At 35.7% G+C, this 26,218-nt stretch carries 18 protein-coding genes; 8 read left to right on the forward strand and 10 right to left on the reverse strand.

The features are described 5' to 3' along the window. The 4 genes from ACIEHO_RS09685 to ACIEHO_RS09700 form a co-directional block, all read right to left on the reverse strand. Nucleotides 1-2,763, reverse strand: coding sequence for a PD-(D/E)XK nuclease family protein (locus ACIEHO_RS09685; RefSeq protein ID WP_406971117.1), 2,763 nt, complete (start codon nucleotides 2,761-2,763; stop codon nucleotides 1-3). Nucleotides 2,764-2,830: 67 nt separating this feature from the next. Then, nucleotides 2,831-4,222 carry an OmpA family protein gene (locus ACIEHO_RS09690; RefSeq protein WP_406971119.1) on the reverse strand — a complete coding sequence of 464 codons (1,392 nt, stop codon included), beginning with the start codon at nucleotides 4,220-4,222 and terminating at the stop codon, nucleotides 2,831-2,833. 123 nt (nucleotides 4,223-4,345) lie between these two features. Continuing rightward, nucleotides 4,346-5,539, reverse strand: coding sequence for a glycine C-acetyltransferase (kbl, locus tag ACIEHO_RS09695; RefSeq protein ID WP_406971120.1), 1,194 nt, complete (start codon nucleotides 5,537-5,539; stop codon nucleotides 4,346-4,348). 21 nt (nucleotides 5,540-5,560) lie between these two features. After that, complete coding sequence (locus ACIEHO_RS09700) at nucleotides 5,561-8,695, reverse strand: UvrD-helicase domain-containing protein (protein ID WP_406971122.1); 3,135 nt, start codon at nucleotides 8,693-8,695, stop codon at nucleotides 5,561-5,563. A gap of 125 nt (nucleotides 8,696-8,820) precedes the next feature. Here ACIEHO_RS09700 and ACIEHO_RS09705 point away from each other — a divergent pair, with 125 nt between their 5' ends. Continuing rightward, entirely contained in the window at nucleotides 8,821-9,429 is a 609-nt protein-coding gene (locus tag ACIEHO_RS09705) for a superoxide dismutase (protein WP_406971124.1), read from the forward strand. A 479-nt stretch (nucleotides 9,430-9,908) separates the two neighbouring features. Here the strand turns inward: ACIEHO_RS09705 and ACIEHO_RS09710 are convergent, their stop codons facing one another. The 4 genes from ACIEHO_RS09710 to purN form a co-directional block, all read right to left on the reverse strand. Then, nucleotides 9,909-11,807 (reverse strand): amidophosphoribosyltransferase, encoded by a 1,899-nt coding sequence (locus ACIEHO_RS09710; RefSeq protein ID WP_406971126.1) that lies wholly within the window; start codon nucleotides 11,805-11,807, stop codon nucleotides 9,909-9,911. A 146-nt stretch (nucleotides 11,808-11,953) separates the two neighbouring features. Then, complete coding sequence (locus ACIEHO_RS09715; RefSeq protein ID WP_406971128.1) at nucleotides 11,954-12,880, reverse strand: PfkB family carbohydrate kinase; 927 nt, start codon at nucleotides 12,878-12,880, stop codon at nucleotides 11,954-11,956. Between the two features lie 207 nt (nucleotides 12,881-13,087). Further along, complete coding sequence (locus ACIEHO_RS09720) at nucleotides 13,088-13,729, reverse strand: ribonuclease H1 domain-containing protein (protein ID WP_406971130.1); 642 nt, start codon at nucleotides 13,727-13,729, stop codon at nucleotides 13,088-13,090. Continuing rightward, the gene (gene purN, locus ACIEHO_RS09725; RefSeq protein WP_406971132.1) at nucleotides 13,722-14,288 is read right to left on the reverse strand and encodes a phosphoribosylglycinamide formyltransferase; all 567 of its coding nucleotides are present in this window, start codon (nucleotides 14,286-14,288) and stop codon (nucleotides 13,722-13,724) included. Before purN ends, ACIEHO_RS09720 begins: the two co-directional genes overlap by 8 nt. 185 nt (nucleotides 14,289-14,473) lie before the next feature. Between purN and ACIEHO_RS09730 the strand changes: the two genes are divergently transcribed. From ACIEHO_RS09730 to ACIEHO_RS09760, 7 genes are all read left to right on the forward strand, one after another. After that, nucleotides 14,474-14,707, forward strand: a complete 234-nt coding sequence (locus tag ACIEHO_RS09730) for an acyl carrier protein (protein WP_008269813.1) — start codon at nucleotides 14,474-14,476, stop codon at nucleotides 14,705-14,707. 12 nt (nucleotides 14,708-14,719) lie between these two features. After that, nucleotides 14,720-15,970, forward strand: a complete 1,251-nt coding sequence (gene fabF / locus ACIEHO_RS09735; protein ID WP_406971136.1) for a beta-ketoacyl-ACP synthase II — start codon at nucleotides 14,720-14,722, stop codon at nucleotides 15,968-15,970. A 98-nt stretch (nucleotides 15,971-16,068) separates the two neighbouring features. Beyond that, nucleotides 16,069-16,809, forward strand: coding sequence for a ribonuclease III (gene rnc / locus ACIEHO_RS09740; RefSeq protein ID WP_406971138.1), 741 nt, complete (start codon nucleotides 16,069-16,071; stop codon nucleotides 16,807-16,809). A 120-nt stretch (nucleotides 16,810-16,929) separates the two neighbouring features. Further along, the gene (locus ACIEHO_RS09745; protein WP_406971140.1) at nucleotides 16,930-17,415 is read left to right on the forward strand and encodes an IPExxxVDY family protein; all 486 of its coding nucleotides are present in this window, start codon (nucleotides 16,930-16,932) and stop codon (nucleotides 17,413-17,415) included. Then, complete coding sequence (gene pyk, locus ACIEHO_RS09750; protein ID WP_406971142.1) at nucleotides 17,415-18,860, forward strand: pyruvate kinase; 1,446 nt, start codon at nucleotides 17,415-17,417, stop codon at nucleotides 18,858-18,860. Before ACIEHO_RS09745 ends, pyk begins: the two co-directional genes overlap by 1 nt. A 222-nt stretch (nucleotides 18,861-19,082) precedes the next feature. Next, a complete protein-coding gene (gene mfd / locus ACIEHO_RS09755; RefSeq protein ID WP_406971144.1) occupies nucleotides 19,083-22,493 on the forward strand; it encodes a transcription-repair coupling factor in 3,411 nt (1,136 codons plus the stop codon). A 34-nt stretch (nucleotides 22,494-22,527) separates the two neighbouring features. Continuing rightward, a complete protein-coding gene (locus tag ACIEHO_RS09760; RefSeq protein ID WP_406971146.1) occupies nucleotides 22,528-23,865 on the forward strand; it encodes a TlpA family protein disulfide reductase in 1,338 nt (445 codons plus the stop codon). Nucleotides 23,866-23,871: 6 nt separating this feature from the next. Here ACIEHO_RS09760 and ACIEHO_RS09765 read toward each other — a convergent pair whose 3' ends face one another. After that, nucleotides 23,872-24,231 carry a YraN family protein gene (locus ACIEHO_RS09765; protein ID WP_406971148.1) on the reverse strand — a complete coding sequence of 120 codons (360 nt, stop codon included), beginning with the start codon at nucleotides 24,229-24,231 and terminating at the stop codon, nucleotides 23,872-23,874. 14 nt (nucleotides 24,232-24,245) lie between these two features. After that, nucleotides 24,246-26,210: a DUF3857 domain-containing protein gene (locus tag ACIEHO_RS09770; protein WP_406971150.1), complete on the reverse strand. Its 1,965-nt coding sequence runs from the start codon at nucleotides 26,208-26,210 to the stop codon at nucleotides 24,246-24,248. Nucleotides 26,211-26,218 lie beyond the last annotated feature (8 nt).

The raw sequence follows: 26,218 nt of genomic DNA on the forward strand, positions 1-26,218 counted from the left end.
CTAAACTTCTTTTTCGATGAAATCTATATCTGGGTTGCATATTTCAATAATTAATTTTTTCAGTTCGGTTTCAAAAGATGAAAGCGTTTCTGGAGTAATTATAGCGTCTTTTTTCTTGCTGTAAGTTGATTCTTTTTTGGAAAACTTTAAAAACCCTGAGCTTAAATTTTTAAATGAAACAATACCAGCCTCAATTGGAAATTTCAGGTCATTAGAAGCCTGCATCATGTACGCATAACTAAGGACTTGAAAACTTTTGCTGTATTTTTTGTAGTCGGTAGTTATGTCTGCCCAATCAACAATTTCTACTTGGTTAGATTCTACTTTGCCCGTTTTGTAATCTATAATTCTAACCATGCCGTTGTATTCGTCCACACGGTCTACTTTTCCTTTTAGTTTTACGGGGGAGTTTAGCTCGGGAATATCGATTTCAATTTCGCTGTTGGCTTCAACAGCAATGATTTTTATTTTATTTCCAGCTTTAATATCCTTGAGCTCCAAATCTAAAAAATTAGAAACATAGCGTTTAGCGATTTCAAAAATGATTAAATTTTTCCCCGTCGAAATATCACCTTGTTTGTATTCATTTCTAAAATGAAAGCTTACGCGTTCTTCAATTTTAGCCTTTAATTGGTTTATGGTTTCGGGGTTTAAAACTTGACCAGTAAGTGGTTTGTAAAAATCTTCCAGAGTGTTATGAACAACAGTACCCAAGGTGTTGGCCGCAACGGTTTCTTCAACATCGTTGTGCTGCCTTATTTTCAAAATACTTTGATAATAAAAATCGATGGGGTTTCTAATGTAGTTCGTTAATGATGATGGCGAAAATCCGGCATTGGCCAATACAGTCAATTGATTTTGTAAGGCTGGAGTTTTCTTGATTTGGTTCTGTTCGTTATGTATTACGGGTACTTTCGGGGCAATTATCTTATGGTTGATGTTGTGTATGCCTTGCAGTTCCAATTGGGTGATAAAACGACTTTTTTCGCCTCCAGTGAGCACATCAGCTTCGGTATTGTAAAGGATATAAACATTTTTAGCACGTTGTAACAATCTGTAAAAATGGTAGGTGTAAACGGCGTCTTTTTCCTTATATGTTGGTAAATTGTTTTCTAATTTTACATCAAATGGAATAAAGGAATTGTTGGTTTTTCCCGATGGTAAAATCCCTTCGTTTACTGAAGAAATAATAACGGTTTCAAAATCAAGCACACGCGATTCCAACATGCCCATAATTTGTAAACCCTGTAGCGGTTCCCCTTGAAAATCTAAGGTTTCCGAACTCAATAGCTCTTTGTAAACACTATGCAAGGTAGCTACATTGTTAATGTGTTGATTTTGCGAATTTAACCGTGAAATTTCATTAAAAAGTACATTGAATCGGTACAAGTATTCCAATGAAAGTAGGTTGGCGCTTTTGTCTTCATCCAAATAATCTTTAATAGACAGAATTAATTTTGAGCAATTTTCGAGAGCGGATTCTAATGAATTTTCCCAATTCGAAAACAGCAAATCAATAATCTCTGAAAATTGAGGAGCAATCTTTTCAAGTTTTTGTTTCGTTAAGTATACCAGATTATTGGTGTCAATGGTTTCCATGATTACAGAAGTATAATCTGTGTTGTCCAAAAAGAATAGCGGTTTAACAAACTGGTGTGAAATAATTTTTACAATATCTTTATAGTAAAAGGACTTTGCTCCTGTTTTTTGTAGTTGAAATAGCGACTCAAATAACGAGGCCAAAGGAATGGACTTTAGGGGAAACCCCATAGTGATATTAAGGGCATTGATGTTTGAAGGAATGGAATTAAGCACTGGAATCAATAAGTTTTCGTCACCTAAAACCACGGCCGTATTCTGTAGAGATGGATGGTTTCGCTGTATTTTTTTTAATAGAGAACCAATATATTTTGCCTGCCCGATATTTTTTGGAATTCCGGAAACAGATATGTTTTTTTCTTCAGAATAGTTGCTTGCTATCCAATTAAACGGATGGTTTTTAAAATATTTCCAATCTTTTTTATGTTGTCTAGTAAACAGACCAGCATCATGATTTTTGTCGTTGAAGAATTCAGCATCAACATCCCAGTAAATGGATGTTGTATTATTTTGTAGCAGTTTTTGGATTATTGTTGATTCAGCCGTGTTTAGCGCATTAAAGCCCAGAAATACATGCTGTTTTCCGCTATTATCCTCAACGTAAGATTCAATATTCTCAACTGCTTCTCGATAAATTAAGCCCTGATAGCCTATTTGATGTGATAATAGATTTTGTGTAAAATGCTTGTAATATTTATGTAGTCTATTCCAGAAGGAAAGATAGTTTTTTACAAAATCTGTCTGGTTTTTTTCAATTGACCAATGGTCGCTTTCAATTTCTTTAATAGCACTTAGATAATTGAAAATCTTGTCTTGTGGAATAAGGTATCGATCAATCTCATTAAAGTCTTGGAGTAGTATTTGTGCCCATTTAGAAAAGGTCTCAAATGAATCTCGTTGAGATCGTTCTGTTAAACCGGAATAGGAGTTATAAAATTCAAAAAGTAGTTCGGTATTCGATATACTTTTTAATTGTGATAATTGCTCAACAAATTCTTCAATACTTAAAATTTCCGGGGAAAACGCTGTTTTTTCTACAACCTGTGGCAATTGATGCTTCAAGAATAAACCAGCCCGTTTACTAGGAACGATAAAGGTTAATGCGGAAAAATTAGAGTTATTTTTTTTTAAGTCTTTTAAAACATCAAAAATGAAAGTTGTCATATTATAAAAATAAAAAACGCCTCGGATATCCGAGGCGTTTTTTAAACATATTATTTAATTATCTTGTTTATTTTACCAAGTTAATTTCTACACGTCTGTTGTTAGCTCTACCAGCTCTAGTTTTGTTAGAATCAATTGGTTTAGCTTCTCCATATCCAAGAGCAGAAAGTCTAAACTCGTCAATACCGTTTTCAACTAAATATTCTTTAACTGAAAGTGCTCTTTTTTCAGAAAGCCCTTGGTTTAATTTTTCACTACCAACGCTATCAGTATGTCCTTCAACTGTAAATTTAGAATTAGGATATTCGTTTAGAATTTTGATAATATCACCTAAAACTTCTTCAGATTGTTTTTTGATTGTAGATTTACCTGTATCGAACAAGATAGTTTTAGCATACTCGTTAAGAGTTTTTTGAACTTCGGCAGTCACTTCAGGACAACCGTCGTTAGCAACAGTACCTTTTACTTCAGGACACTTATCGTCTTTATCTAAAACGCCATCACCGTCAGTATCTGGCCATGGGCAACCATTGTTTGCAGCAGGACCAGCTTCGTTAGGACATTTATCGTCAGCATCAGTTACACCATCACCGTCAGCATCTGGACAACCAGCTAAAGCAGCTAAACCAGCAACTGTAGGACAGTTATCTTTATTATCAGCAACACCATCGCCGTCAGAATCAGGACAACCGTTAAGTTCGGCTAAACCAGCTTCGTTAGGACAATCATCTTTGCTATCTTCAATACCGTCACCGTCAGAATCAGGACAACCGTTGAAAGCTTCTAATCCAGCAACATCTGGACAAGCATCATCTTTGTCATAAATACCATCACCATCTGTATCAGTTCCTCCAAACTTAATAGAGATACCTGCTGTGTGTTGGAAGTGTGTTTGTAAATAATCTTCGAAAGCGTGTTTGTAGGCAGTCTGTAACGTTAAACCAACATTTTCGCTAAACCAAATATTTAAACCTAAAGTACCATTAACAGTACCAGCACCGATTTCATCAATCCAAGTGTAACCACCACCAACACCTACGTAAGGGTCAAGAGTGGTGTCTTGTAGGAAATTATACTTTATTGTTCCGTCTACTCCATAGTAAGACAAATCGTCAACTTTATATACTTCCCCAGTTGTTGTACCTGCTACATCTCCCCAGTTTTCAATTTTATTAAGTGATCCAGTAATTCCAAAAGAAAAACCACTACTTAAGTATTTCGATACAGAAATAGTTGATAAAGATGGTAGGATGTTCCAGTGGTCACTCGCGTTAAAAAATTCATCACCTAATGATTTACCTAAAAAAGCATCACCTACTACGCCATCTCCAGAAGGGAAAGCGTCAACTGCGTTTGCTCCGATGGTAATTTGCCAAGGATTGTTTTCGTCTTGCGCATTTACGTTGCTATAACCAAGTACAAGCAACATAGCGAACAATAATCTGCTAAGATTTTTCATATTCAAAAGTTTAATTTTTAAGTGTTAATTGTGAACAAAAGTAAGTTGTTAAATATTATTAACAAAGACAAATATATAAAAAAATACCACAAATTGACCATTCGTCGATAGTTCAGATTGAATTTAGATAATATTTAAAGCTTTACCTGCATTAGTAAAGGCTTCTATTGCTTTGTCTAAATGTTGCTTAGTATGCGAAGCCGATAGTTGCACTCTAATTCTAGCTTTATCTTTAGGTACAACAGGGAAAAAGAATCCGATAACATAAATACCCTCCCTTAAAAGCATATTGGCCATGGTTTGCGATAGCTTTGCATCATAAAGCATCACGGGAACAATGGCCGAATTACCGTCAATAATATCAAAACCTGCTGTTTTCATACCTTTTTTAAAATAGTTGGTATTCCATTCCAAAGTATCGCGTAAGGCAGTATTGCTGTCCAACATGTCAAAAACCTTTATTGAAGCTCCAACTATAGCCGGAGCCAAAGAGTTTGAGAATAAATAGGGTCTTGAACGTTGTCGAAGCATATCGATTATCTCTTTTTTTCCGGTAGTATAGCCACCCATGGCACCTCCAAGCGCTTTGCCTAATGTTCCGGTAATAATGTCTATGCGGTTTAATACATTTTTTTCTTCAAGAGTTCCCCTACCAGTTTTCCCAATGAATCCAGCTGCATGGCATTCATCAATCATTACAAGGGCGTCATGTTTTTCGGCTAAATCACAAATTTTATCCAAAGGAGCTAACATGCCATCCATTGAGAACACACCATCTGTAACAATAATTTTAAATCTTGAACCGTTCGTGTTAGCTTCTATGAGCTGTTTTTCCAAATCGGCCATATCACTATTTTCGTAACGGTATCGCGCTGCTTTGCACAATCGAACACCATCAATTATGGATGCGTGATTTAAGGAGTCTGAAATTATAGCGTCTTCTTTGCCCAAGAGCGGTTCAAAAACACCACCATTGGCATCAAAGGCAGCGGCATATAAAATAGTGTCTTCAGTTTGATAAAAATTGGCTATTTTTTGCTCTAATTCTTTATGAATATCCTGTGTGCCGCAAATGAAACGCACAGAACTCATGCCAAACCCATGAGAATCTAGAGTATCTTTTGCAGCTTGAATGACTTCAGGGTGGGAAGACAGCCCTAAATAGTTATTGGCACAAAAATTTAACACTTTTTCGCCTGTACTTAAGGTTATTTCGGCACCTTGGGCGGAAGTAATGATACGTTCCTCTTTGTAAAGCCCATTATTTTTTATGTTTTGTAGCTCTTCTTTTAGATGATTTTTCAGTTTTCCGTACATTTCATTACGTTTTACGCAAATTTAAACATCTTTTACCTTAATATCGTCATTTATATAAACTAAGATTTTCTTTTTGATGTTAATATGCATCTCTTCCAAAACATCTTGATACAACTGAAGCTGCTGCGCATGTTTTTTGTCTTCAAAACCAGTTTTATAGTCTATTATAATGCCTTCGTTTTTTGAGTTAACAGCTACTTTGTCGGGCCGAAGTATAATACCTTGTTGGGTAATGATATCGCGTTCGTTGTATGTCGTATATGTTGAAGTATAAAACTCTTCAAGTTTGGGATGTTCAACAATTTGAAGAATAACTTCTTTTAACAGCAAAGCCTGTGAACTATCAATAGCGGATGTTTTTAAGAAATCGTTGATGACAAATTCAACATCGGCTTTTGTTATAATTTTCGCCATAATATCATGGATTAAGTTTCCTTTTTCTATGGCCTCTCTTTGAGCAGAATTCCATAAATAACTTGACTTCGTGACTACTTTTATATTGTGTTGTTCTTTGGCTGTTGAAATAAATTCTTGCTGGAACTGAGTATGTTTTTCTTTTTCTTTGGAAGCAGTTGAACTTTTATGTGGTTTCCCGAAGCTATAGCTTGTTTCTGAATCTTGCCAAATGCCCAGATACTGCAAATAACTTATTAATAAACCGGAGTATTTTTTTGTATTAGCCTCCCCTTTTGTTGAAATATCTTTTGCTGAAACCACATACAATTGTTCTACGGAGCGGGTTAAGGCAACGTATAGCAGATTTATATTATCTAATTCTAATTCAGATTGATGCTTATTGTATATGCGTAATCCCTCTTCGCCAAAAAATTCAAAATCTCTATTATAATTAAGCAAAGTGTGTGTAAAGCCGTGGTATTTATCTGGGTTAATTTGAAACCATTCTTTAGGTTCTTTTTCGCGGTAAATTTCTAAATCGGCATAAGGAAAAATAACAACAGGAAACTCTAACCCTTTTGATTTGTGTATGGTCATAATTTGAACGGCATCCTGCCCCAAGGGAGACACAATGCTCAAGTTGTCTTTCTTTTTTTCAAAATACTCCAAAAACCCAGAGATGTCAGAACCTTTCTTCTGTGAAAAATCTAGAACAACATCCAAATAAAATTGCACATAGCCATTGGTGTTTTTAATCAAATTAAAACTTCTCACAATGGTTTCGTTTAAGTCGTAAAGCGGAAGTTTCAGTAAATCACTAGTTTTTATAAATATATCGTGATTTTTTAAGGATTTCAATAATTCTGAAAAAGTCAACTCAATATGGCTTGCAAAGAAGCTGTGCCTGTCTTCAATTTTAAAATGCTGGGCTAAAAAATTTAAAACCCTAATTTTTATTTCTTTGTTTTTAGGCTGTACCAAAAGTCCTAAAAAATCAATTAAGAAGACCACTTCGGGCGAGTTGTTTAAGAGTAATGTTTCAGAAGAAATAATAGGAATTTGGTTTTGGCTTAAAAAATTGGCCACGGCCACACCCTCTTTTTTCTTCCTGACCAAAACACAAATATTTTCAAATTTAAAACCATTTTTTAAGCAAGTGTTAATTTTTTGCAGTACCTCGTTTGGAAAGATTTCATTTCGGTCGTCGTCTTTATCAATATCTAAAAACGATAGTTGTACATAGCCTTCATGTTCTTTAGTAATGTCCTGTTTCACATTGTTGTACAAATGGCTATAAGCCTTATTATCAAACACCTGATTGGCCAAAAATTTAAAAAGACCGTTATTGAACTCCACCACCTCTTTAAAACTCCGATAATTGGACGGAAGGTTTTCAACGTGTTTATCTACATAAAACGGATTATCTTCATTAAATAGCCCAATAAACTGTTCGGCCTTTCCACCACGCCAACGGTAAATGGCTTGTTTGGCATCGCCCACCAGCATGGCACTTCCGTTTTCTGAAGACAGCGAATTGCTTAATAATGGTACCAAGTTTTGCCATTGCACCACCGAAGTGTCTTGAAATTCGTCAATAAAATAATGTTTGAATTTCTCGCCAATGCGCTCGTAAATAAAAGGTGTGGGCTGTTCTTTAATCTCATTATTAATTATAGAATTAAATTCTGAAATAAGCATTTTGTTTTGCTCTTCCTTTAGCGTAGCTAATTCTTGGTTTATGGAATTTAAGACCGAAAGTGGCGTGATGTTTTTGTAAAACGATTTTAAAAATTTATGATGAAAAACAGCTTGTTTAGTTTCATAAAAGCTTGATGCTATTTGAGGCTGAATTTGCTCTATAGTTGATGCGATACTGTCGGTTACCCGCTTTGGGTAAAGTGTTTTGGTTTCAATATCTTCCTGCCATTTGGCCGTAAAATTTACGTCGAAGTTTTTGCTGCTTAATTTTTCAAAATGTTTGGGCAAGTAGCCGCCTGAAAAATCTCCAAACTCTAGGCCTGCTTCTTCAATTTCCGATAGAACATTTTTTGCTAGTTCAATAATGGTTTTTTCTGTCGCTTTAATGTCACTTTTTAATAGGCTTTTTAAAGATTTAAAATCCAATAAGGTTTTATCTTTTAGAGTTTCAATAAACCGTATGTCATTCTCATTAACTAACTGTTTGGCTATTTTGTTAAAATCGATGGCTACGTCCCAGCTTTTATCATCGTCGGCTTTTTCAATGGCAAAGTCGACTAAAACTTGGGTCAAGTCATTGTTTGTGCCTGCTTTCGAAATTAAACGGTCCACGGCTTCACTTAAAAGGGAATCTTGGTCTAATTCAACCTCAAAATTCAATGGTAATTTTAGGTCGTGGGCAAAGGTTCTGATAATTCTGTGGGTAAACCCATCAATGGTCGATATATCAAAAGCAGCGTAATTATGTAGAATGTTATTCAATAATTTTGCTGACTTCTCATGAAGTTTTACGGGTTCCATTTTCAGTTCTTCACAAATTGATAGAAACATACTGTGGCTCGTCGTTAAAATTTGGGTTTTCGAAAATATTTTTAGGGTTTCAATAATGCGTTCCTTCATTTCGGCAACCGCTTTATTGGTAAAAGTAATGGCCAAGATTCGCTTAAACTCGTAATGATTATTGGATTCCAATAAAATTTTTAAATATTCTTTTACCAGAGTGTATGTTTTTCCACTTCCTGCTGAAGCATTATATATGGTAAATGGATAATTTTTTGACATTAAGATTTCTTTGCTTACAAGATAAAAACTATCAATGGTTTCATAACGATTTATTATTTTTTATTGAGGTGTATTATCCGTAAATTTGAAGGAAATTAAATATTAATAATTTAAAACAAAAAATTATGGCTTTCGAATTACCGAAATTAGGATACAATTATGATGCTTTAGAGCCGCATATTGATGCGCGTACTATGGAAATTCATCATACGAAGCACCACCAGGGATATACTAATAATTTAAATGCTGCTATTGAAGGAACCGATTTAGAAGGAAAATCAATTGAAGATATCCTTACAAATCTGGATATGAGCAACGGTGCAGTAAGAAACAATGGTGGAGGGTTTTATAACCACTCTTTGTTCTGGAACGTGTTGAGCCCAGAGGATAGAGGTTATTTATCTGGTGAATTAAAAGATGCCATTGAGGCTGCTTATGGTTCAAAAGAAGCATTTATTGAAGCATTCAGTAAAGCTGCAGCTACTCGTTTTGGATCTGGTTGGGCTTGGCTTTGTGTACATAAAGGAGGAAAGGTTGAAGTTTGTTCTTCACCAAATCAAGACAACCCGTTAATGCCAGGAGTTGGCTGTGGTGGAACACCTATTTTAGGACTTGATGTATGGGAGCATGCTTATTACTTAAATTACCAAAACCGTCGTCCGGATTACATAAAAGCATTTTTTAACGTAATCAACTGGAATGAAGCTGAAAAACGTTATGCTGAAGCGAAATAATTAGCTTAAAAAATTTAACAATAGCCTGGAGAAGATTTCTTCGGGCTTTTTTTATGCAAAAAAAGAAAATTTATAAAATGAAAAAGGTGAACAGATGTTCACCTTTTTGCCCCAAATCTACCATAAACTTAACCTACTTATGTTATGGTGGTTGACAAGATATAGTAATTAGTAGGTTTGCTGAAATATATTAGTTGAACGGCGTAAATATTGGCTTAACTAGATAGAAATAATTATTAAGATAAAAGGATGGTTGGAAAATAAAGAATAGGGCATTTGGCAAAAAAGCATAAAAAAAGGCGAACAGATGTTCACCTTTTTTTGCCCCAAATCTACCATGAACTTAACCTACTTATGTTATGGTGAGACCAAGTTATGCGTATTTTAGATAAACGAAGTATTTTTTAGATTAAATACATATTTTTAGGATGAAATACATATTTTGTGGTTTTCCTATAATCAAATTATTAATGTCGTAATTAATAGGCTCGTTCTTTGTTGCCTTCATAAAAATTGATGAATGCGCGATTAACAACTCGGTTGCCTCCAACGGTAGGATAATTACCTGTAAAGTACCAATCTCCCAAATGCTCAGGACAGGCTTTATGTAGATTTTCAACCGGTTGAAAAATAATTTTTACCTCGGCATTTATCGATTCGTCACTTAGTAATTCTGAGATTTTATCAGAAATTTGTTCATCTGTAAAAGGGGCGTAAATTTCCTTAACAAAGTTTTGTACGTGTTTGTCGTCTAAATCGGTTTGTTCTATACATTTTTCGTATACATCCTTCACTATACCGTACAGGTTTGCTTCTTTGAGCAACTCTAAAGTCGCTCTGAACGCTATTAAATCTTCTAATCGTGCCATATCAATACCGTAGCAATCTGGATATCTAATTTGTGGCGCCGATGAAACCACAATGATTTTTTTAGGATTCAAACGATCCAGCATTTTAAGGATACTCTTCTTCAATGTAGTGCCACGAACAATACTATCGTCAATAATAACTAGATTGTCGTTTGGCTTAATTACACCATAGGTAATATCGTAAACGTGGGCTACCAAATCATCACGACTGCTATCTTCAGTAATAAATGTCCTTAGTTTTACGTCTTTAATTGCAATTTTTTCCACCCTTGTACGCTCAGATAGAATTTCTGTAACTTTTTCAGCAGATAGTGAACGTTGTCCGTTTAAAATTTTAGCTGTTTTGGTTTTATTGATAAAGGCTTCAGCGGTTTCAATCATGCCAAAAAATGAAGTTTCAGCCGTATTTGGGATATAGGAAAATACCGTGTTTTTGGTGTCATTATCAATGGCTTCAAGTACTTTGGGCATTAATAATTTACCTAACATTTTTCGTTCTTGGTAAATTTCGGCATCACTTCCTCTGGAAAAGTAAATGCGCTCAAAAGAACAAGATTTTCTTTCTAGAGGTTTTAAAATTTGTTTTAACCTAACGTCGCCCGATTTTTTGGTAATAATCGCTTGCCCAGGTTCCAGTTCAATAATATCTTCAAACTTTACATTGAAAACGGTTTGAATCACGGGGCGTTCTGAGGCCACAACTACTATTTCGTCATCTTTGTAATAATATGCTGGACGAATCCCTGCAGGGTCTCTTAAAACAAACGAATCGCCGTGCCCAATAAGTCCGGCCATGGCGTAACCACCATCCCAATTTTTTGCGGCACGCCTTAATATTTTACCCACTTTAAGACGTTCGGCAATAAGTGGCGAGGCTTGTTGTTTATTATAGCCTTCTTTTTTAAGGTCTTTATATATTTTACTAACGGCATCATCTAAAAAATGACCGATTTTTTCCATAATAGTAATGGTATCGGTATATTCCTTTGGATGCTGCCCCAATTCAATAAGATTAGAAAAAAGTTCTTTAACATTGGTCATGTTAAAGTTGCCTGCCATAATCAGGTTTCTGTGCATCCAATTGTTTTGTCTTAAAAAAGGATGAACACTTTCTACACTGTTTTTTCCAAATGTGCCGTAGCGTACATGACCAAGCAAAACTTCACCAATGTACGGGATGTTTCTTTTTTGGGCATCAACATCATCTTTATATTCTGGGTTATCCTCAAAAGCTTTATTTACTCTGTCGTTTATCTGGCCAAAAATATCTTGAATGGGTTGTTGTGCTACAGATCGAACCCTGCTTATGTAACGTTCTCCGGGTTTTGTGTTTAGTTTTATGCTGGCAAACCCAGCGCCATCTTGACCACGGTTGTGCTGTTTTTCCATCATAAGGTACATTTTGTTTACCCCATAAAATGCACTGCCGTATTTTTCTTTGTAATATTCCAAAGGTTTTAAAAGCCTAATTACGGCAATTCCACATTCGTGTTTTATAGCATCACTCATATTATAGATGTTTTCGCTTTAGTCATTAACTTATTCCACATTGTTGATTTTGCAGAATTGGATTTGTTTTTATTCGTTGCTCCTTAACAAAGTTAAACAGAAATGTTGTTCAATTAAAAACGCACCCTGTTTTTGGGCGCGCTGGTTTATGTTAATTCTATGTCAAATTGCGTTAACTGCTTAAACTGCAACAGTCGCTTATGTACTTCGCTGTGCGATAAATTTTGCATGCGCTCTGTGCCAAATTTTTCAACACAAAACGACGCTAATGTTGACCCGTAAATAACGGCATTTTTCATGTTTTCAAAAGATATGTCTTCCGTTTTAGCCAAGTAGCCAGAAAAACCACCAGCAAAGGTGTCGCCTGCTCCGGTGGGGTCAAAAACTTCTTCCAGAGGAAGCGCAGGTGCGTAAAAAACATGCTCATCATGAAACAGCAAAGCCCCATGCTCTCCTTTTTTGATAACCACATATTGTGGTCCCATTTCTTGGATTTTTCTGGCCGCAACCACCAACGAATATTCTCCAGTTAATTGTCTGGCTTCTTCGTCGTTTATCGTAATAACGTCTGCACGTTTTATCACCTTTATTAAATCTTCCAAGGCGCAGTCCATCCAAAAATTCATGGTGTCTAAAATCACCATTTTTGGTTTTTTATCCATTTGGTTTAAAACACCTGCTTGGACGAGCGGATGCAAGTTTCCTAACATCACTACTTCAGCATCTTTATAATCTTCGGGAACAACGGGGTTGAAATCTGCAAGGGTATTTAATTCGGTAATTAGGGTGTCACGCGAATTCATGTCGTTATGGTAGCGCCCACTCCAAAAGAAAGTTTTGCCTTCTTTTACAATTTCAATACCCGAAATATCGATGTTTTTGTTTGATAATAAATCTAAATATTCCTGAGGAAAATCACCACCAACAACCGAAACCGCTGCCGTGTCAACATCAAAATGAGAAGCGGCCAAGCCAATAAATGTAGCTGCTCCGCCCAGTATTTTATCAGTTTTGCCGAAAGGTGTTTCAATAGCATCAAAGGCTACGGTACCTACTATTACTAATTTACCCATGAAAGGTTTCGTGCTTTTTCTTTGCAAATATAATTCTTTTAAATACTATTTAGTCATTAATAAGTGGTATTAACTTTTAATTGATGTTTTTTTAGATGAAGTGTGACTTAATAAAAAATGATGTGTCTTAAGTATAACTGCTGTTATCAACTATAAAAATTGGGGGATGAATTTATTCGTTCTCCGATTTTTTGGCTTTTAACAGGATTATTTCCTTCCAAAATCGGCAGGGATTTCACCCCAGGCTTTGGTTTCCCATTTAACTATCACGGTATTATAGCTATTCTTTTTTAGCCATTCTACAGCGCGGTCTACCAATTCAAATAAGGCTTTGTTTTTGTCGTTGCGTTCTAGCTTAGTATTGCAGGTTTTCTTTTTAACCCAACTTATGGCTGTACGCGAATCGGTATAAATAATACGATTGCTGTTGTTTTTTTTCAACAATGCCAAACCGTGAACGATGGCCAGAAACTCACCAATATTATTAGTGCCTTCCTCAAAAGGCCCCTGAATAAACAATTGTTTTTTGGTTTTTGTATCTACACCACGATATTCCATTTTACCGGGGTTGCCAGAAGAGGCCGCATCAACCGAAATAGAATTGTAATTGGGTTGGCCTATTTTTTTTAGCTGTTCGGCAGAAAGCTCACTTTTAAAAGTTTTGCTTTTGCCAATATAGTCTTTGTAGTTGCTGTTTAAAGCTTTTTTTGCTGCGTCAAAAGTTGAAAAAGATTTGTATTGAGCGCCTTGAAAATTGGTTATTTGTGCTTTGCAATCGTCCCATTTTTCAAAAACGCCTGTTTTGTGGCCTTTCCAAACGGTATAATATTTTTTTTTCTTTTTACTCATTTAACAACTTCTCTACAACTTTCGGGAAATGCACCATTTCCAAATCATGGATTTTTTCTGCTACATCATCAGCGGTATCCGTTGGTAGCACCTCACATTTTGCCTGAAAAATAATGGCGCCTTCATCATAATGCTCGTTAACATAATGAATGGTTATGCCTGTTTCGGTTTCTTTATTTTCAACCACGGCTTTATGCACGTGCATACCATACATGCCTTTGCCGCCAAATTTTGGCAATAATGCAGGATGGACATTAATCACCTTATTAGGGAATTCATCTAAAATAAATTCAGGAAACTTCCATAAAAAGCCCGCCAGAACTATTAAATCTGGTTTAGAAGCTCTTAATATATTAAATACATCGTCAGTTTCAGATAGTGCTATTCTGTTGAAGGCCAATGCGCTAACTTTTAGTTTTTTTGCCCGATCTAAAACTTTGGCATGAGGATTGTTAGTAAGTACCTGAATAACAGACGCATTATCGCTGTTGTGAAAAAACTTAATTAAATTTTCAGCATTAGTACCACTTCCGGACGCAAAAATTACAATACGTTTCATTTTACAGACTATAATATTATGATTATTCGAACAAAAAAAAGAATAATTATTAACAATTAAGAGGGATTATATAAATACTTAAAAGTAATTTTAGTAAATTACGGACACATTTTTAAAGTAAAAGTGTGTTTTAAAATAAAGTTTTTTATTTTTGCCAACTAATTAAAACTTAAAATTAAAAGATTATGTCAGACATTGCATCAAGAGTAAAAGCGATTATCGTAGACAAATTAGGAGTTGATGAGAACGAAGTTGTTACTGAAGCCAGCTTCACAAACGATTTAGGAGCAGACTCTTTAGACACTGTAGAATTAATAATGGAATTCGAAAAAGAGTTCGATATCCAAATTCCAGACGACCAAGCAGAAAACATTGCAACTGTTGGTCAAGCTATATCTTATATAGAAGAAGCAAAATAAGCAAAATACTTTATGGAATTAAAGCGAGTTGTAGTCACAGGATTAGGGGCTTTAACACCTATTGGCAATACCAAAGAAGAATATTGGGAAGGCTTGGTTAGTGGTAAAAGCGGTGCTGCGCCTATAACATATTATGACACCGAAAAGTTTAAAACCAAGTTCGCTTGCGAGCTTAAAAACTTTAACGTTACTGATTTTATTGATAGAAAAGAGGCTCGTAAAATGGACAAGTTTGCACAATACGCCATGGTGGCGGCAGACGAAGCCATTGCGGATTCTAAACTAAATTTAGATGAGGTAAACAAGTTACGTGTTGGTGTTATATGGGGAGCAGGTATTGGAGGTTTGGAAACGTTTCAAAATGAGGTGATGAATTTTGCCGCAGGTGACGGAACTCCAAGATTCAACCCTTTCTTTATTCCAAAAATGATTGCTGATATAGCACCAGGAAACATCTCTATAAAACATGGTTTTATGGGACCAAATTACACAACGGTTTCAGCATGTGCATCTTCAGCCAATGCTATGTTCGATGCTTTAAACTCTATACGTTTAGGGCATACAGATGTGGTAGTAACAGGAGGAAGTGAAGCAGCGGTTACCATTGCGGGTATGGGTGGTTTTAATGCTATGCATGCTTTATCTACAAGAAACGAAAGTCCAGAAACAGCCTCACGTCCGTTTGATGCAACCAGAGATGGTTTTGTGTTGGGAGAAGGTGCTGGGGCACTTGTTCTTGAAGAATATGAACATGCAAAAGCCAGAGGCGCAAAAATATATGCAGAGTTTATTGGAGGCGGATTGTCTTCAGATGCGCATCATATGACGGCTCCTCACCCAGATGGAATTGGTGTTATTGCAGTGATGAAAAATTGTTTAGAGAATGCAGGCCTAAAACCAGAAGATGTAGACCATATCAATACACATGGTACATCAACACCGTTAGGTGATGTGGCCGAGCTTAAAGCAATTTCAGAAGTATTTGGCAGTCACGCAAAAAATATAAATATCAATTCAACAAAATCAATGACAGGGCACTTACTTGGTGCTGCTGGAGCTATTGAAGCTATTTCAACCATTATGGCTATGGAAAACGGTATTGTGCCGCCAACCATTAACCACAAAACGGTAGACGAAAACATTGATCCAGAATTAAATTTAACCTTAAACAAGGCTCAAAAGCGCGACGTAAAAGTAGTAATGAGTAATACATTTGGATTTGGCGGTCACAACGCTTGTGTAGTATTCAAAAAAATAGATTAAATCCCGAATGAGATAAACCATAACGATAAATTAAATTTTACATTAAAATGAACCATGGTTTATTACATCTGACATTAAAATAAAATATTAATACTCAGATGAAAAGCATTCGCAACATATTAAATTCCCGTTTTAAACGCAGCGGGAATTTTTTTATGGAACTAAATAAGATTTTAGGATTTAAGCCCAAGAATATAAGGTACTACAAAAAGGCCTTTACCCATCGTTCTATGAATATCAAGGACGAAGAAGGGAATCCGTTTAATTATGAAAGGCTAGAGTTTTTGGGAGATGCCATGCTTAGTTCTGTCATTGCATCCCATCTTTATGTAGAGGTGCCCAGTGGCGACGAAGGTTACTTAACCAAAATGCGTTCTAAGGTTGTTAGCCGCGAGCATTTAAATGAACTCGGTAAAGATTTAAATCTTATCGATTTAGTACAAAGCAAAATTCCTGCGGGGCAGTTTGGTGATAATATTCATGGTAATTTGTTTGAAGCTTTGGTGGGTGCCATCTTTCTAGACCGAGGTTATAAATACTGTGAAAAGTTTATCTATAAACGCGTAATTATTCCTTATGTAGATATCCAAAAGCTGGAAGGTAGAGTAATAAGCTACAAAAGTTTGCTTATAGAATGGTGCCAGAAAGAAAAGAAAACCTTTGGTTACAACGTCTATGAAGATACTGGTAATGACGATGTAAGGCATTTTTCTGTTAAGTTATCCATAGACGATAAAGTGGTAGCCAAAGCAAGGGCTACTTCAAAGAAAAAAGCTGAAGAAAAAGCATCAAAACGCGCCTTCTTCGCTTTTCAAAGTAAAATGTCTAAAATGATTTAGGCATATCTTCCTAAAAGTCATTCACTACAACGTTTTAGTTATTTTTGTTGGTAAGATTAGTGTTAACTTAATACAATACAATTTTATAAATATTATATTTACGAAATTTTAAAACGAGTTATGGCTGTTCACAAACTTGTTCTTGATGATGCTTTTGATGATGCAGTCTTTGTGCTTTTGGCCATACATTGTCGATTAGAAGATTATCGCTTGGCTTATCTTTTAAACAAAAATTTAGGAGTTTCCCTGGCGAGAAAAGATAATGATATCGATAGTATAAAGAAGCAAGCATCGTATTCAATTTATGAATGGGAAGACGAAAGACAGCTTATAACTTGGAGTTTGGTTTCAAATATTTGTAAAACAGAAGAAATTAAGCAAACAAATCAAAAGTCGTTATTCGACACTGAAGAAAAAATAATAAAGACATTTCATTTATTGCCAGAACACAAAACTGTAAACTATTTTTTGAAAATTGATGGTGACTTCGGTCAACACAAAGAAAAATATATTTTAGAAACTATTTTAAAAATACCCCAAATAGCAACAGCATACAGTATTGATTCTAGCCAATTGAAATCTAAAGACAATTTAATTTTTAACTAATGTCAGCAGCACAGAAAAAAACCAAAATAGTAGCAACCCTAGGTCCGGCTACAAGCACAAAAGAAGTTCTAAAAGGCATGCTTGAAGAAGGCGTAAATGTATTTAGAATAAACTTCTCTCATGCCGATTATAAAGATGTGGAAGAACGTATCAAAATGATACGCGAACTTAATAAAGAGTACGGATTCACAGCAGCTATATTGGCTGATTTACAAGGCCCGAAACTTCGTGTGGGCGTTATGAAGGAAGAAGTAGTTGTTAACCCTGGCGATGAAATAATATTTGCTACCGGCGAACGCTTCGAAGGCACCAAAGAGCGTGTTTACATGACTTACGATAGGTTTCCACAAGATGCAAAACCGGGTGAGCGTATTCTTTTAGATGACGGAAAACTTATTTTTGAAGTGGCTTCAACCGATAAAAAATCTGAAGTAAAAGCCAAAGTGATTCAGGGTGGGCCATTAAAATCTAAAAAAGGAGTTAATCTTCCAAATACCAACATCTCTCAACCCGCATTAACTGAAAAAGATATTGAAGATGCCATTTTTGCCATCAAACAAGATGTTGATTGGATTGCGCTTTCCTTTGTTCGCCATGCTGAAGATTTAATGCAACTACGCGATTTAATTAATAAACATACCAAACACAAAATTCCAATTGTAGCCAAAATTGAAAAACCCGAGGCCGTTGAAAATATTGATAAAATCGTGGCGCATTGCGATGGTATTATGGTAGCTCGTGGTGATTTGGGTGTTGAGGTTCCTGCTCAGGAAGTGCCGCTCATTCAAAAACAACTGGTGTTACGCGCAAAAAAGGCCAGAATTCCGGTAATTATTGCTACACAAATGATGGAAACCATGATTTCCAGCCTAACGCCTACACGTGCCGAGGTAAACGACGTGGCCAACTCGGTAATGGATGGCGCCGATGCCGTAATGCTATCTGGTGAAACATCGGTAGGTGAATATCCGGTTCAGGTTATCAAACAAATGGCCGATATTTTAAAAAGTGTTGAAAACTCCGAATTAATCAAGGTGCCACAATTACCACCTCACATTCGTACCAACCGTTATATTACAAAATCAATTTGTTATCACGCGGCCAATATGGCTAACGAAATTAGCGCCAAAGCTATTTCTACACTTACAAATAGTGGTTATACGGCGTTTCAAATTTCGGCTTGGAGACCGTCGTGCCATATACTAGTATTTACATCCAACCAGCGTATTTTAACCAGATTGAGTTTGCTTTGGGGCGTTCGTGCATTTTATTACGATAAATTTGTGAGCACAGACGAAACCATTGAAGATGTAAACGCCATTGCTTGTAAAGAACGTTATTTAGACGTTGGAGATATGGTTATCAGCTTAGCAGCTATGCCAATTCAAGCCAAGGGTATGGTAAATACACTTCGTGTTACAGAAATAGAAACTTGTAATTTTTAAATAATTATTTTGGGCGTTACCCCAAAAGGGGTCGGGCTTTCCATTATATCTTTTAAACAAAACGTGCTGCAAACCGCAGCACGTTTTGTTTAAAAGGATGCCATTTCAATCCCTAACGCATGGCAGAACAAACTTCAACTTTTCAAAAAATATTGAGAAATTTAGCGATAAACCAAAGAAAATAATCCGAAACCTTATATTTGCACCTCAAAACAAAATGAGGTGAGTAAAACCACTATCTCGCAAATTTTTTCACAGCTTTTGCAAACGCAAAAACTGCGAAAAGCTATTGCCCAAACCCAAAGCAAAACCCATTTAAAGGGGCTTGTAGGGTCTTCATTATCCTTTGTTGTTTCAAATGCTTTTAAAGAAGTCCAAAAACCTTTCTTAATGGTTTTTAACGATAAAGAAGAGGCCGCACATTACTTAAACGACTTGGAGCAACTTTGTGACGAAAAGAACGTATTGTTTTATCCGGGTAGCTATCGCAGACCCTATGATATTGAGGAAACCGATAACGCTAACGTATTGTTGCGTGCCGAAGTTTTAAATCGCATTAATTCGCAAAAGAAACCGGCCATTATCGTTACCTACCCCGATGCCCTTTTTGAGCAAGTGGTTACTAGACGAGAGTTGGAGCGAAACACATTAAAAGTTTCCGTAAACGATAATTTGTCCATCGACTTTATTAACGAAGTTCTTTTTGAATATCAATTTAAACGTGTAGATTTTGTTACCGAACCCGGCGAGTTTTCGGTGCGTGGCGGAATTGTAGATGTGTTCTCGTTTTCGAATGATAAACCTTACCGGATTGAATTTTTTGGCGATGAGGTAGACAGTATCCGGACATTCGATGTGGAAACACAATTATCCATCGAGCAAATTAAAAAAATCAACATTATTGCCAATGTGGCCAATAAGTTGATGGAAGAAAAACGTCAGAGTTTTTTAAAGTATATCGCCCAAAAAACGGTGGTGTGTATAAAAAACACCGACTTGATGTTTTCAAGAATAGATGATTTCTATACCAAAGCAGAAGATGCTTTTAAAAATCTTTCATCAGATATAAAACATGCCGAACCCAGTGAATTGTTTTGTGATTCGGCATTATTAAAAAAGCAATTATTGGAATTTTCAATAGTTGAGTTTGGTTCTTCGGCCGTTTTTCAAAATAACGTCATTGCTAGCGCAGAGAAGCAATCTGCTTCAGAGGAAGGGATTACTTCGTCGAAAACGCCTCGTAATGGCGAAATAGAATTCAAAACCACGCCACAGCCGTCATTCAACAAGCAATTCAATTTGCTTATCCAAGATTTAAATGAAAATCACAACAAGGGCTATACCAATTATATTGCCTGTGGAAGTGAACAACAAGCCAAGCGCTTCCATGATATTTTTGATGATTCCAATCTAGAGGTTAGCCCGTATAACACGGTTATTTTATCGCTTCATCAAGGATTTATAGATCACGATGCGAAAACAGTTTGCTATACCGACCACCAAATTTTTGAGCGTTACCATAAATTTCATCTTAAAAGCGGTTATGCCAAAAAGCAGGCCATTACCTTAAAGGAACTCACCAATTTAGATATTGGCGATTACGTCACCCACATCGATCATGGTATTGGCCGTTTTGGAGGGCTTCAAAAAATAGATGTTGAAGGTAAAAAGCAGGAAGCCATTAAGTTAATTTATGGCGAGCGCGACGTATTGTATTTAAGCATCCATTCGCTGCATAAAATCACTAAGTTTAACGGGAAAGACGGTAAACCTCCAAAGATTTACAAACTGGGCAGCAAAGCCTGGAAAACCTTAAAACAGAAAACTAAAGCCCGTGTAAAACACGTAGCTTTCAATCTCATAAAACTTTACGCCAAACGTAAAGCCGAAAAAGGATTTCAGTATAACCCGGATAGTTATATGCAACACGAGTTGGAGGCTTCTTTTATTTATGAAGATACGCCAGACCAAAGTACGGCTACGGCCGATATAAAAGCCGATATGGAAAGTGAACGCCCCATGGACAGACTGGTTTGTGGAGATGTAGGTTTCGGTAAAACAGAGGTGGCCATTCGGGCAGCGTTTAAGGCGGTTGATAATGGCAAACAAGTGGCCGTTTTAGTGCCAACAACAATTTTAGCTTATCAGCATTACCGAACGTTTAGGCAACGTTTAAAAGATTTCCCGGTAACGGTAGATTATCTTAACCGTTTTAGAACTGCCAAAGAAAAACGTGAAACTTTAGAAAACTTAGGAGGAGGAAAAGTCGATATAGTCATTGGCACGCACCAATTGGTAAATAAGAATGTAACATTTAAAGATTTAGGACTTTTAATTGTTGACGAAGAACAAAAATTTGGGGTGGCCGTAAAGGAAAAGCTAAAAACCCTTAAGGAAAATGTTGATGTGTTAACATTAACCGCAACACCTATTCCCAGAACCCTCCAGTTCAGTTTAATGGCTGCTCGCGATTTATCTGTCATTACTACACCACCACCAAATAGATATCCCATTGAAAGCCATGTAATTCGATTTAATGAAGAAACCATTCGTGATGCAGTAAGCTATGAAATTGAGCGTGGCGGGCAAATTTTCTTCATTCATAACAGAATTGAAAATATTAAAGAGGTTGCCGGCATGATTCAACGTTTGGTACCAGACGCCAAGATTGGAATTGGTCATGGGCAGATGGAAGGCAAAAAGCTTGAGCAGCTCATGCTTCAATTTATGGATGGCGCTTTTGACGTCTTGGTAAGTACCACGATTGTTGAAAGTGGTTTGGATGTGCCCAATGCCAACACCATTTTTATTAACAATGCCAACAATTTTGGATTGAGCGATTTGCACCAAATGCGAGGTCGTGTAGGGCGAAGTAACAAGAAAGCATTCTGTTATTTTATTACTCCAGAATATTCGGCCATGACCGATGATGCTAGAAAGCGAATTACTGCCCTTGAGCAATTTACAGAACTTGGTAGTGGATTCAACATCGCCATGAAAGATTTGGAAATTCGTGGTGCTGGGGATTTGTTGGGTGGAGAACAAAGCGGTTTCATAAATGAAATAGGATTTGACACCTATCAGAAAATATTAAACGAAGCCATTGAAGAACTTAAGGAAAATGAGTTTAAAGAGCTGTACAATGAATCCGAAGACGATAAAGTCTATGTTAAGGATGTAACTATCGATTCCGATTTCGAGCTACTTTTTCCAGATAGTTATATCAATAATATTACCGAACGTTTAAATCTGTACACCCAATTAAATAACCTAAAAACAGAAGAAGAATTGCATACTTTTGAAAACGATTTGATAGATCGATTTGGAGAATTGCCTAAACAAGTGACTGATTTGTTAAATAGTGTCAAAATAAAGTGGTTAGCAACCAAAATTGGATTTGAAAAAGTGGTGATGAAAAAGGAAAAATTGATTGGATATTTTTTAAACGACCAGCAAAGTCGTTTTTATCAAAGCAAAAATTTCACGAAAGTGTTGCAGTTTGTTCAAACGCATCCAAACGCCTGTAAAATGAAAGAAAAACAAACCCGAAATGGTTTGCGTTTAATGCTTACTTTCGATAACATTAAAACAGTAAAACAAGCCTTAGAAGCTTTGCAACCTATTGTGGCTTGATTATTGTTTTTAACAAAATAAATGAGTTATTAATTTGAAACGATTATTTTTTTTAGCGGTTTTATTTCCAAGTTTAATTTGGGCCCAGCACACCATCAAAGGTGTGTTTTCTCCACCCGAAGATTATAATGTCGCACTTTTGTATAAAGTAACGCCAACGGTATCAGAGTATGTGGGTAATTCTGAAATACAAAAAGAAGGTTGGTTTGAGTTTAAGTTAGATTCAACTGCCAAGAAAGGTATATACCGTTTAGTTTATGCTATTCCTCAGGAAGATTATAATTTCGATATTATCTACAACGGAAAAGAAAGTATAGAACTTGCTTTTAACTCTGAAACGGGTGTGGATTTCATAAAATCGGCTGAAAACAAATTATTGGCATCTTACACTAACAGCATGTCATTGGTTACTCAAAGCATTGGTAATTATTTTAGTCAAGAAAGTCAAGATACGACGGCGTTAAAGGCAATTTTCAAAACACAAAGAGAAACTCAGTTGAATTATGAAAAAGCTGCTAAAGGCTCAATTGCGTTGGAGTTTATAAAAGCGAACAAGCCTTTTATTCCAAATAAGGTGTTAGATGTGGAAACATATATAAAGAAGTTAGAAGCGCATTATTTTGACCACATAGACTTCACCAATAAAACACTACAAAGTTCTGGTTTATTTCAAGAAAAGATGCTGAACTTTGTCTTTGGCATGTCTTCAGAAACCAAAGATGATGTTGAAACTTACAAGGAGAATATTGATTTGTTTTGTGTTAAAATGAAAGCTGCTCCGATAAAAGTAAAACGAATTTTATTGGTCGATTTATGGCAGCAAATGGCCGATTTGGGGTATGAAGCGGTTGCCAACCATATTTCTGAAAATTATTTGATGGATATTGCCGTGGCACTTAATGATCAAGAGTTACTGCATACGCTCATTTTATACAAAGATACTTCTATAGGTAATGAAGCCCCCAATTTTAATGTAGAGGTTAAAGAAAATGGAAAATTGGTTTCTAAAAAATTGAGTGATCTAAATGTAGCCAAAAACTATATTATTGTTTTTTGGAGTAGTACATGTCCGCATTGTTTAGATGAAATTCCACAATTGTTCGAGTTTGAAAAAAAACAAGAAAAAGGCAAGGTTAAAGTTGTTGCCATTGCCCTTGAAGACGATCCTTATCAATGGAAGAGCCTAACTTATGACCTTCCTAGTTTCATTCATGTTTATGGCGAAGGAAAATGGGATAACGAGATTGCTAACCAGTATGGCGTAACTTCAACCCCAACGTACTTCATTTTAAACGAGAAAAAAGAAATTGCCGCTAAACCAGTAACTTTTGAGGACTTGAAGGCGTTTTTTGATACTGAAGATAAAGATTAGCGTTTGTCAAAAATGATAAAATGCATTTTCTAAATGCTCAATTCTATAGCCTTTTCCTTCTTTTACAATGGCTATAATATCAAAACGTACCTCTACATCTAATTCGTTTACGGTGACGTATTCGTTAACGGCTTTTACTAAGCGCTGAATCTGTTTCGGTTTTACAAAATCTTGTGGATTGCCAAAATCGGTCGTGGATCGGGTTTTTACTTCAATAATAGCCAGCGTATCATTTTTCTGGGCGATAACGTCAACCTCGGCTTTGTCAAAACGGTAGTTGCGCTCAATAACATCATAGCCATTTTTCAGTAGAACATCTACCGCCAATTGTTCGCCTTTTTTGCCAAGTTGGTTGTGTTGAGCCATTTCTTAAAATGAGCTTATATCGGCTCAAAAACAAGAACCAATTTATTGAAATCTGCAGCGCTGTTGATTACAGTTCTGTAATCTTCGTAATTCTCCGTTGCTATTATATTTTCTCTGTAATGCTCGTCGGCAGTAATGGTTAAAAGGTTATTGTCAAGTGCAAAATAAGAGTGGAAAATAAGTGTTTCTTCTCCATTTTTCATAAACGAGTTTTTTATATTGATATCTTCTAAATTAGCTATCTTATAACCTTCAGGAATTGTTATGTTAATTGTTCTGTAGTAACTTCTTGTAAATTCATTTTCAACAGGAAGTACACGTTCTTTTTCTTGATAAAGTTGCATTTGTCTACCAATTAAATCGCCAACTTTTAAAAGGTACTTTTTGCCAGCGTTTTCAACTAATGCCTCTGTGTTAAAATCTATAATAAATTGAATCGGTTCAACCCCAAATAATTCTGGATCGTCATTTATAATTTCATTATTTGTAATGTTTATGTCTTCGTTTATATTTTTTGCAAACCCTTCAATTAATTCTTTCTTTGCTTCATCCTTAGTTAAATGGATGTATGGTTGAAAATACATGGCATAGTAACCTGTCATAGAGCGATGGAGCTTGACCAAACAATTTGAAATATTATTCTTTTCAAAATCTACATCTATTTTCATTTTGTCGACCGTTTTGTCTGCCTTTATCGGTTTAACGTATTTAACCTTACCAAGACCAGACACAAAATCACCAACTTTAACTTCTTTTATGAAAAGACCATAATTGTCGGTTAAATAGGCAGGAGGAAAGCCATATCTTGAGTTTAATTCTATAGGCGATAAGTACTTTTTTGATTTATTGAAGTAGATTAAAAAATCAGTTAAAAAATTGTTGGCTTCAAAATTTTTATCAAACTTTAAATCCTGTCTGTTACTGGTAAGTACTATTTCATGTTTTATATTGAGAGTTTTGAATAACGCGGCATATAGCTTTAGCAAACCTACTTCGTTAGCGATTTTTTTATTTAATATTTCATCTAAGTCTTTAAAATTACTACTGCTGTCTTCGGTAACATATACATTTGATTTGATAAAGAATTCAAGTTTTCTAATGAGAGCTTCTTCATTTAGTTCTTCATCTTTTGTAGCTTCTTTGATGAATTTTTTAAGTAGATTTTGTGTTTTTCCCTTTAATTCATCATAGTAAAAAGCATAAAGATTTTGGGCAACTTTACCATAGGAAGATATGTCTTTGGAGTTATCGGCAGTATTTCTGTCGAGTTTATAAACAATAGCTTTTTTAGACGCATTGTAGGCTGAAACTTCTTCATTTTCTAACGACTCTATTTGGTCAATTTTTAAATTCCAGTGCAGTTTGTCTTTAGAAATTGTGTCTCTGGTTATTTCTGGAGTGTCATTATAGGTTTTAAATTCGAATATTAAATTGTTTGGAGCGAATAAATCGAACTCCACATTGTTTTTTTTGTAATCTGATTGCAACGTGATTTTATTGCCCTTGTATCTTGGATACCTCCTAACTACATAGTAGTATTCTATAAAACTTCCTTTTTCTATACCTTCAAAAGCAAAAAACTTATAGTTGCGACCTGTTTCTTCGTCTTGCGCCGTTAGTATTTTGCTTTCGTCCAATTCAATAATTTCACCATTCTTGTTTATAACTCTAGCCCTGTTAACTTTAAGTTCGGAGTTTGAAGTATATGGTAAATACACTTTATTGTAATCTTCAATTTTATCATCAGAATTTAACCATAAAACACGGTGCTCTAAAAAGTACTCAACAAGCCCTTCTTCTTGAAAGAAAAACTCAGTGAGTATTTTGTCTTTCACGGCGATAATGGGGTCTTCAGTTCCTTTTGCAATAGTGTATGAAGGGTTTTCATTCCATGAGTAATTGATGTAAAACGGTTTATTCTGAGATAATGCTATGTTTAAAAAGAATAAAAGTGCTAAAGTTAGTTTTGATTTTGGCATGTAAGATG

Origin of the sequence: Flavisericum labens (assembly GCF_045446075.1) — a bacterium.
Classification (GTDB): domain Bacteria; phylum Bacteroidota; class Bacteroidia; order Flavobacteriales; family Flavobacteriaceae; genus Flavisericum; species Flavisericum labens.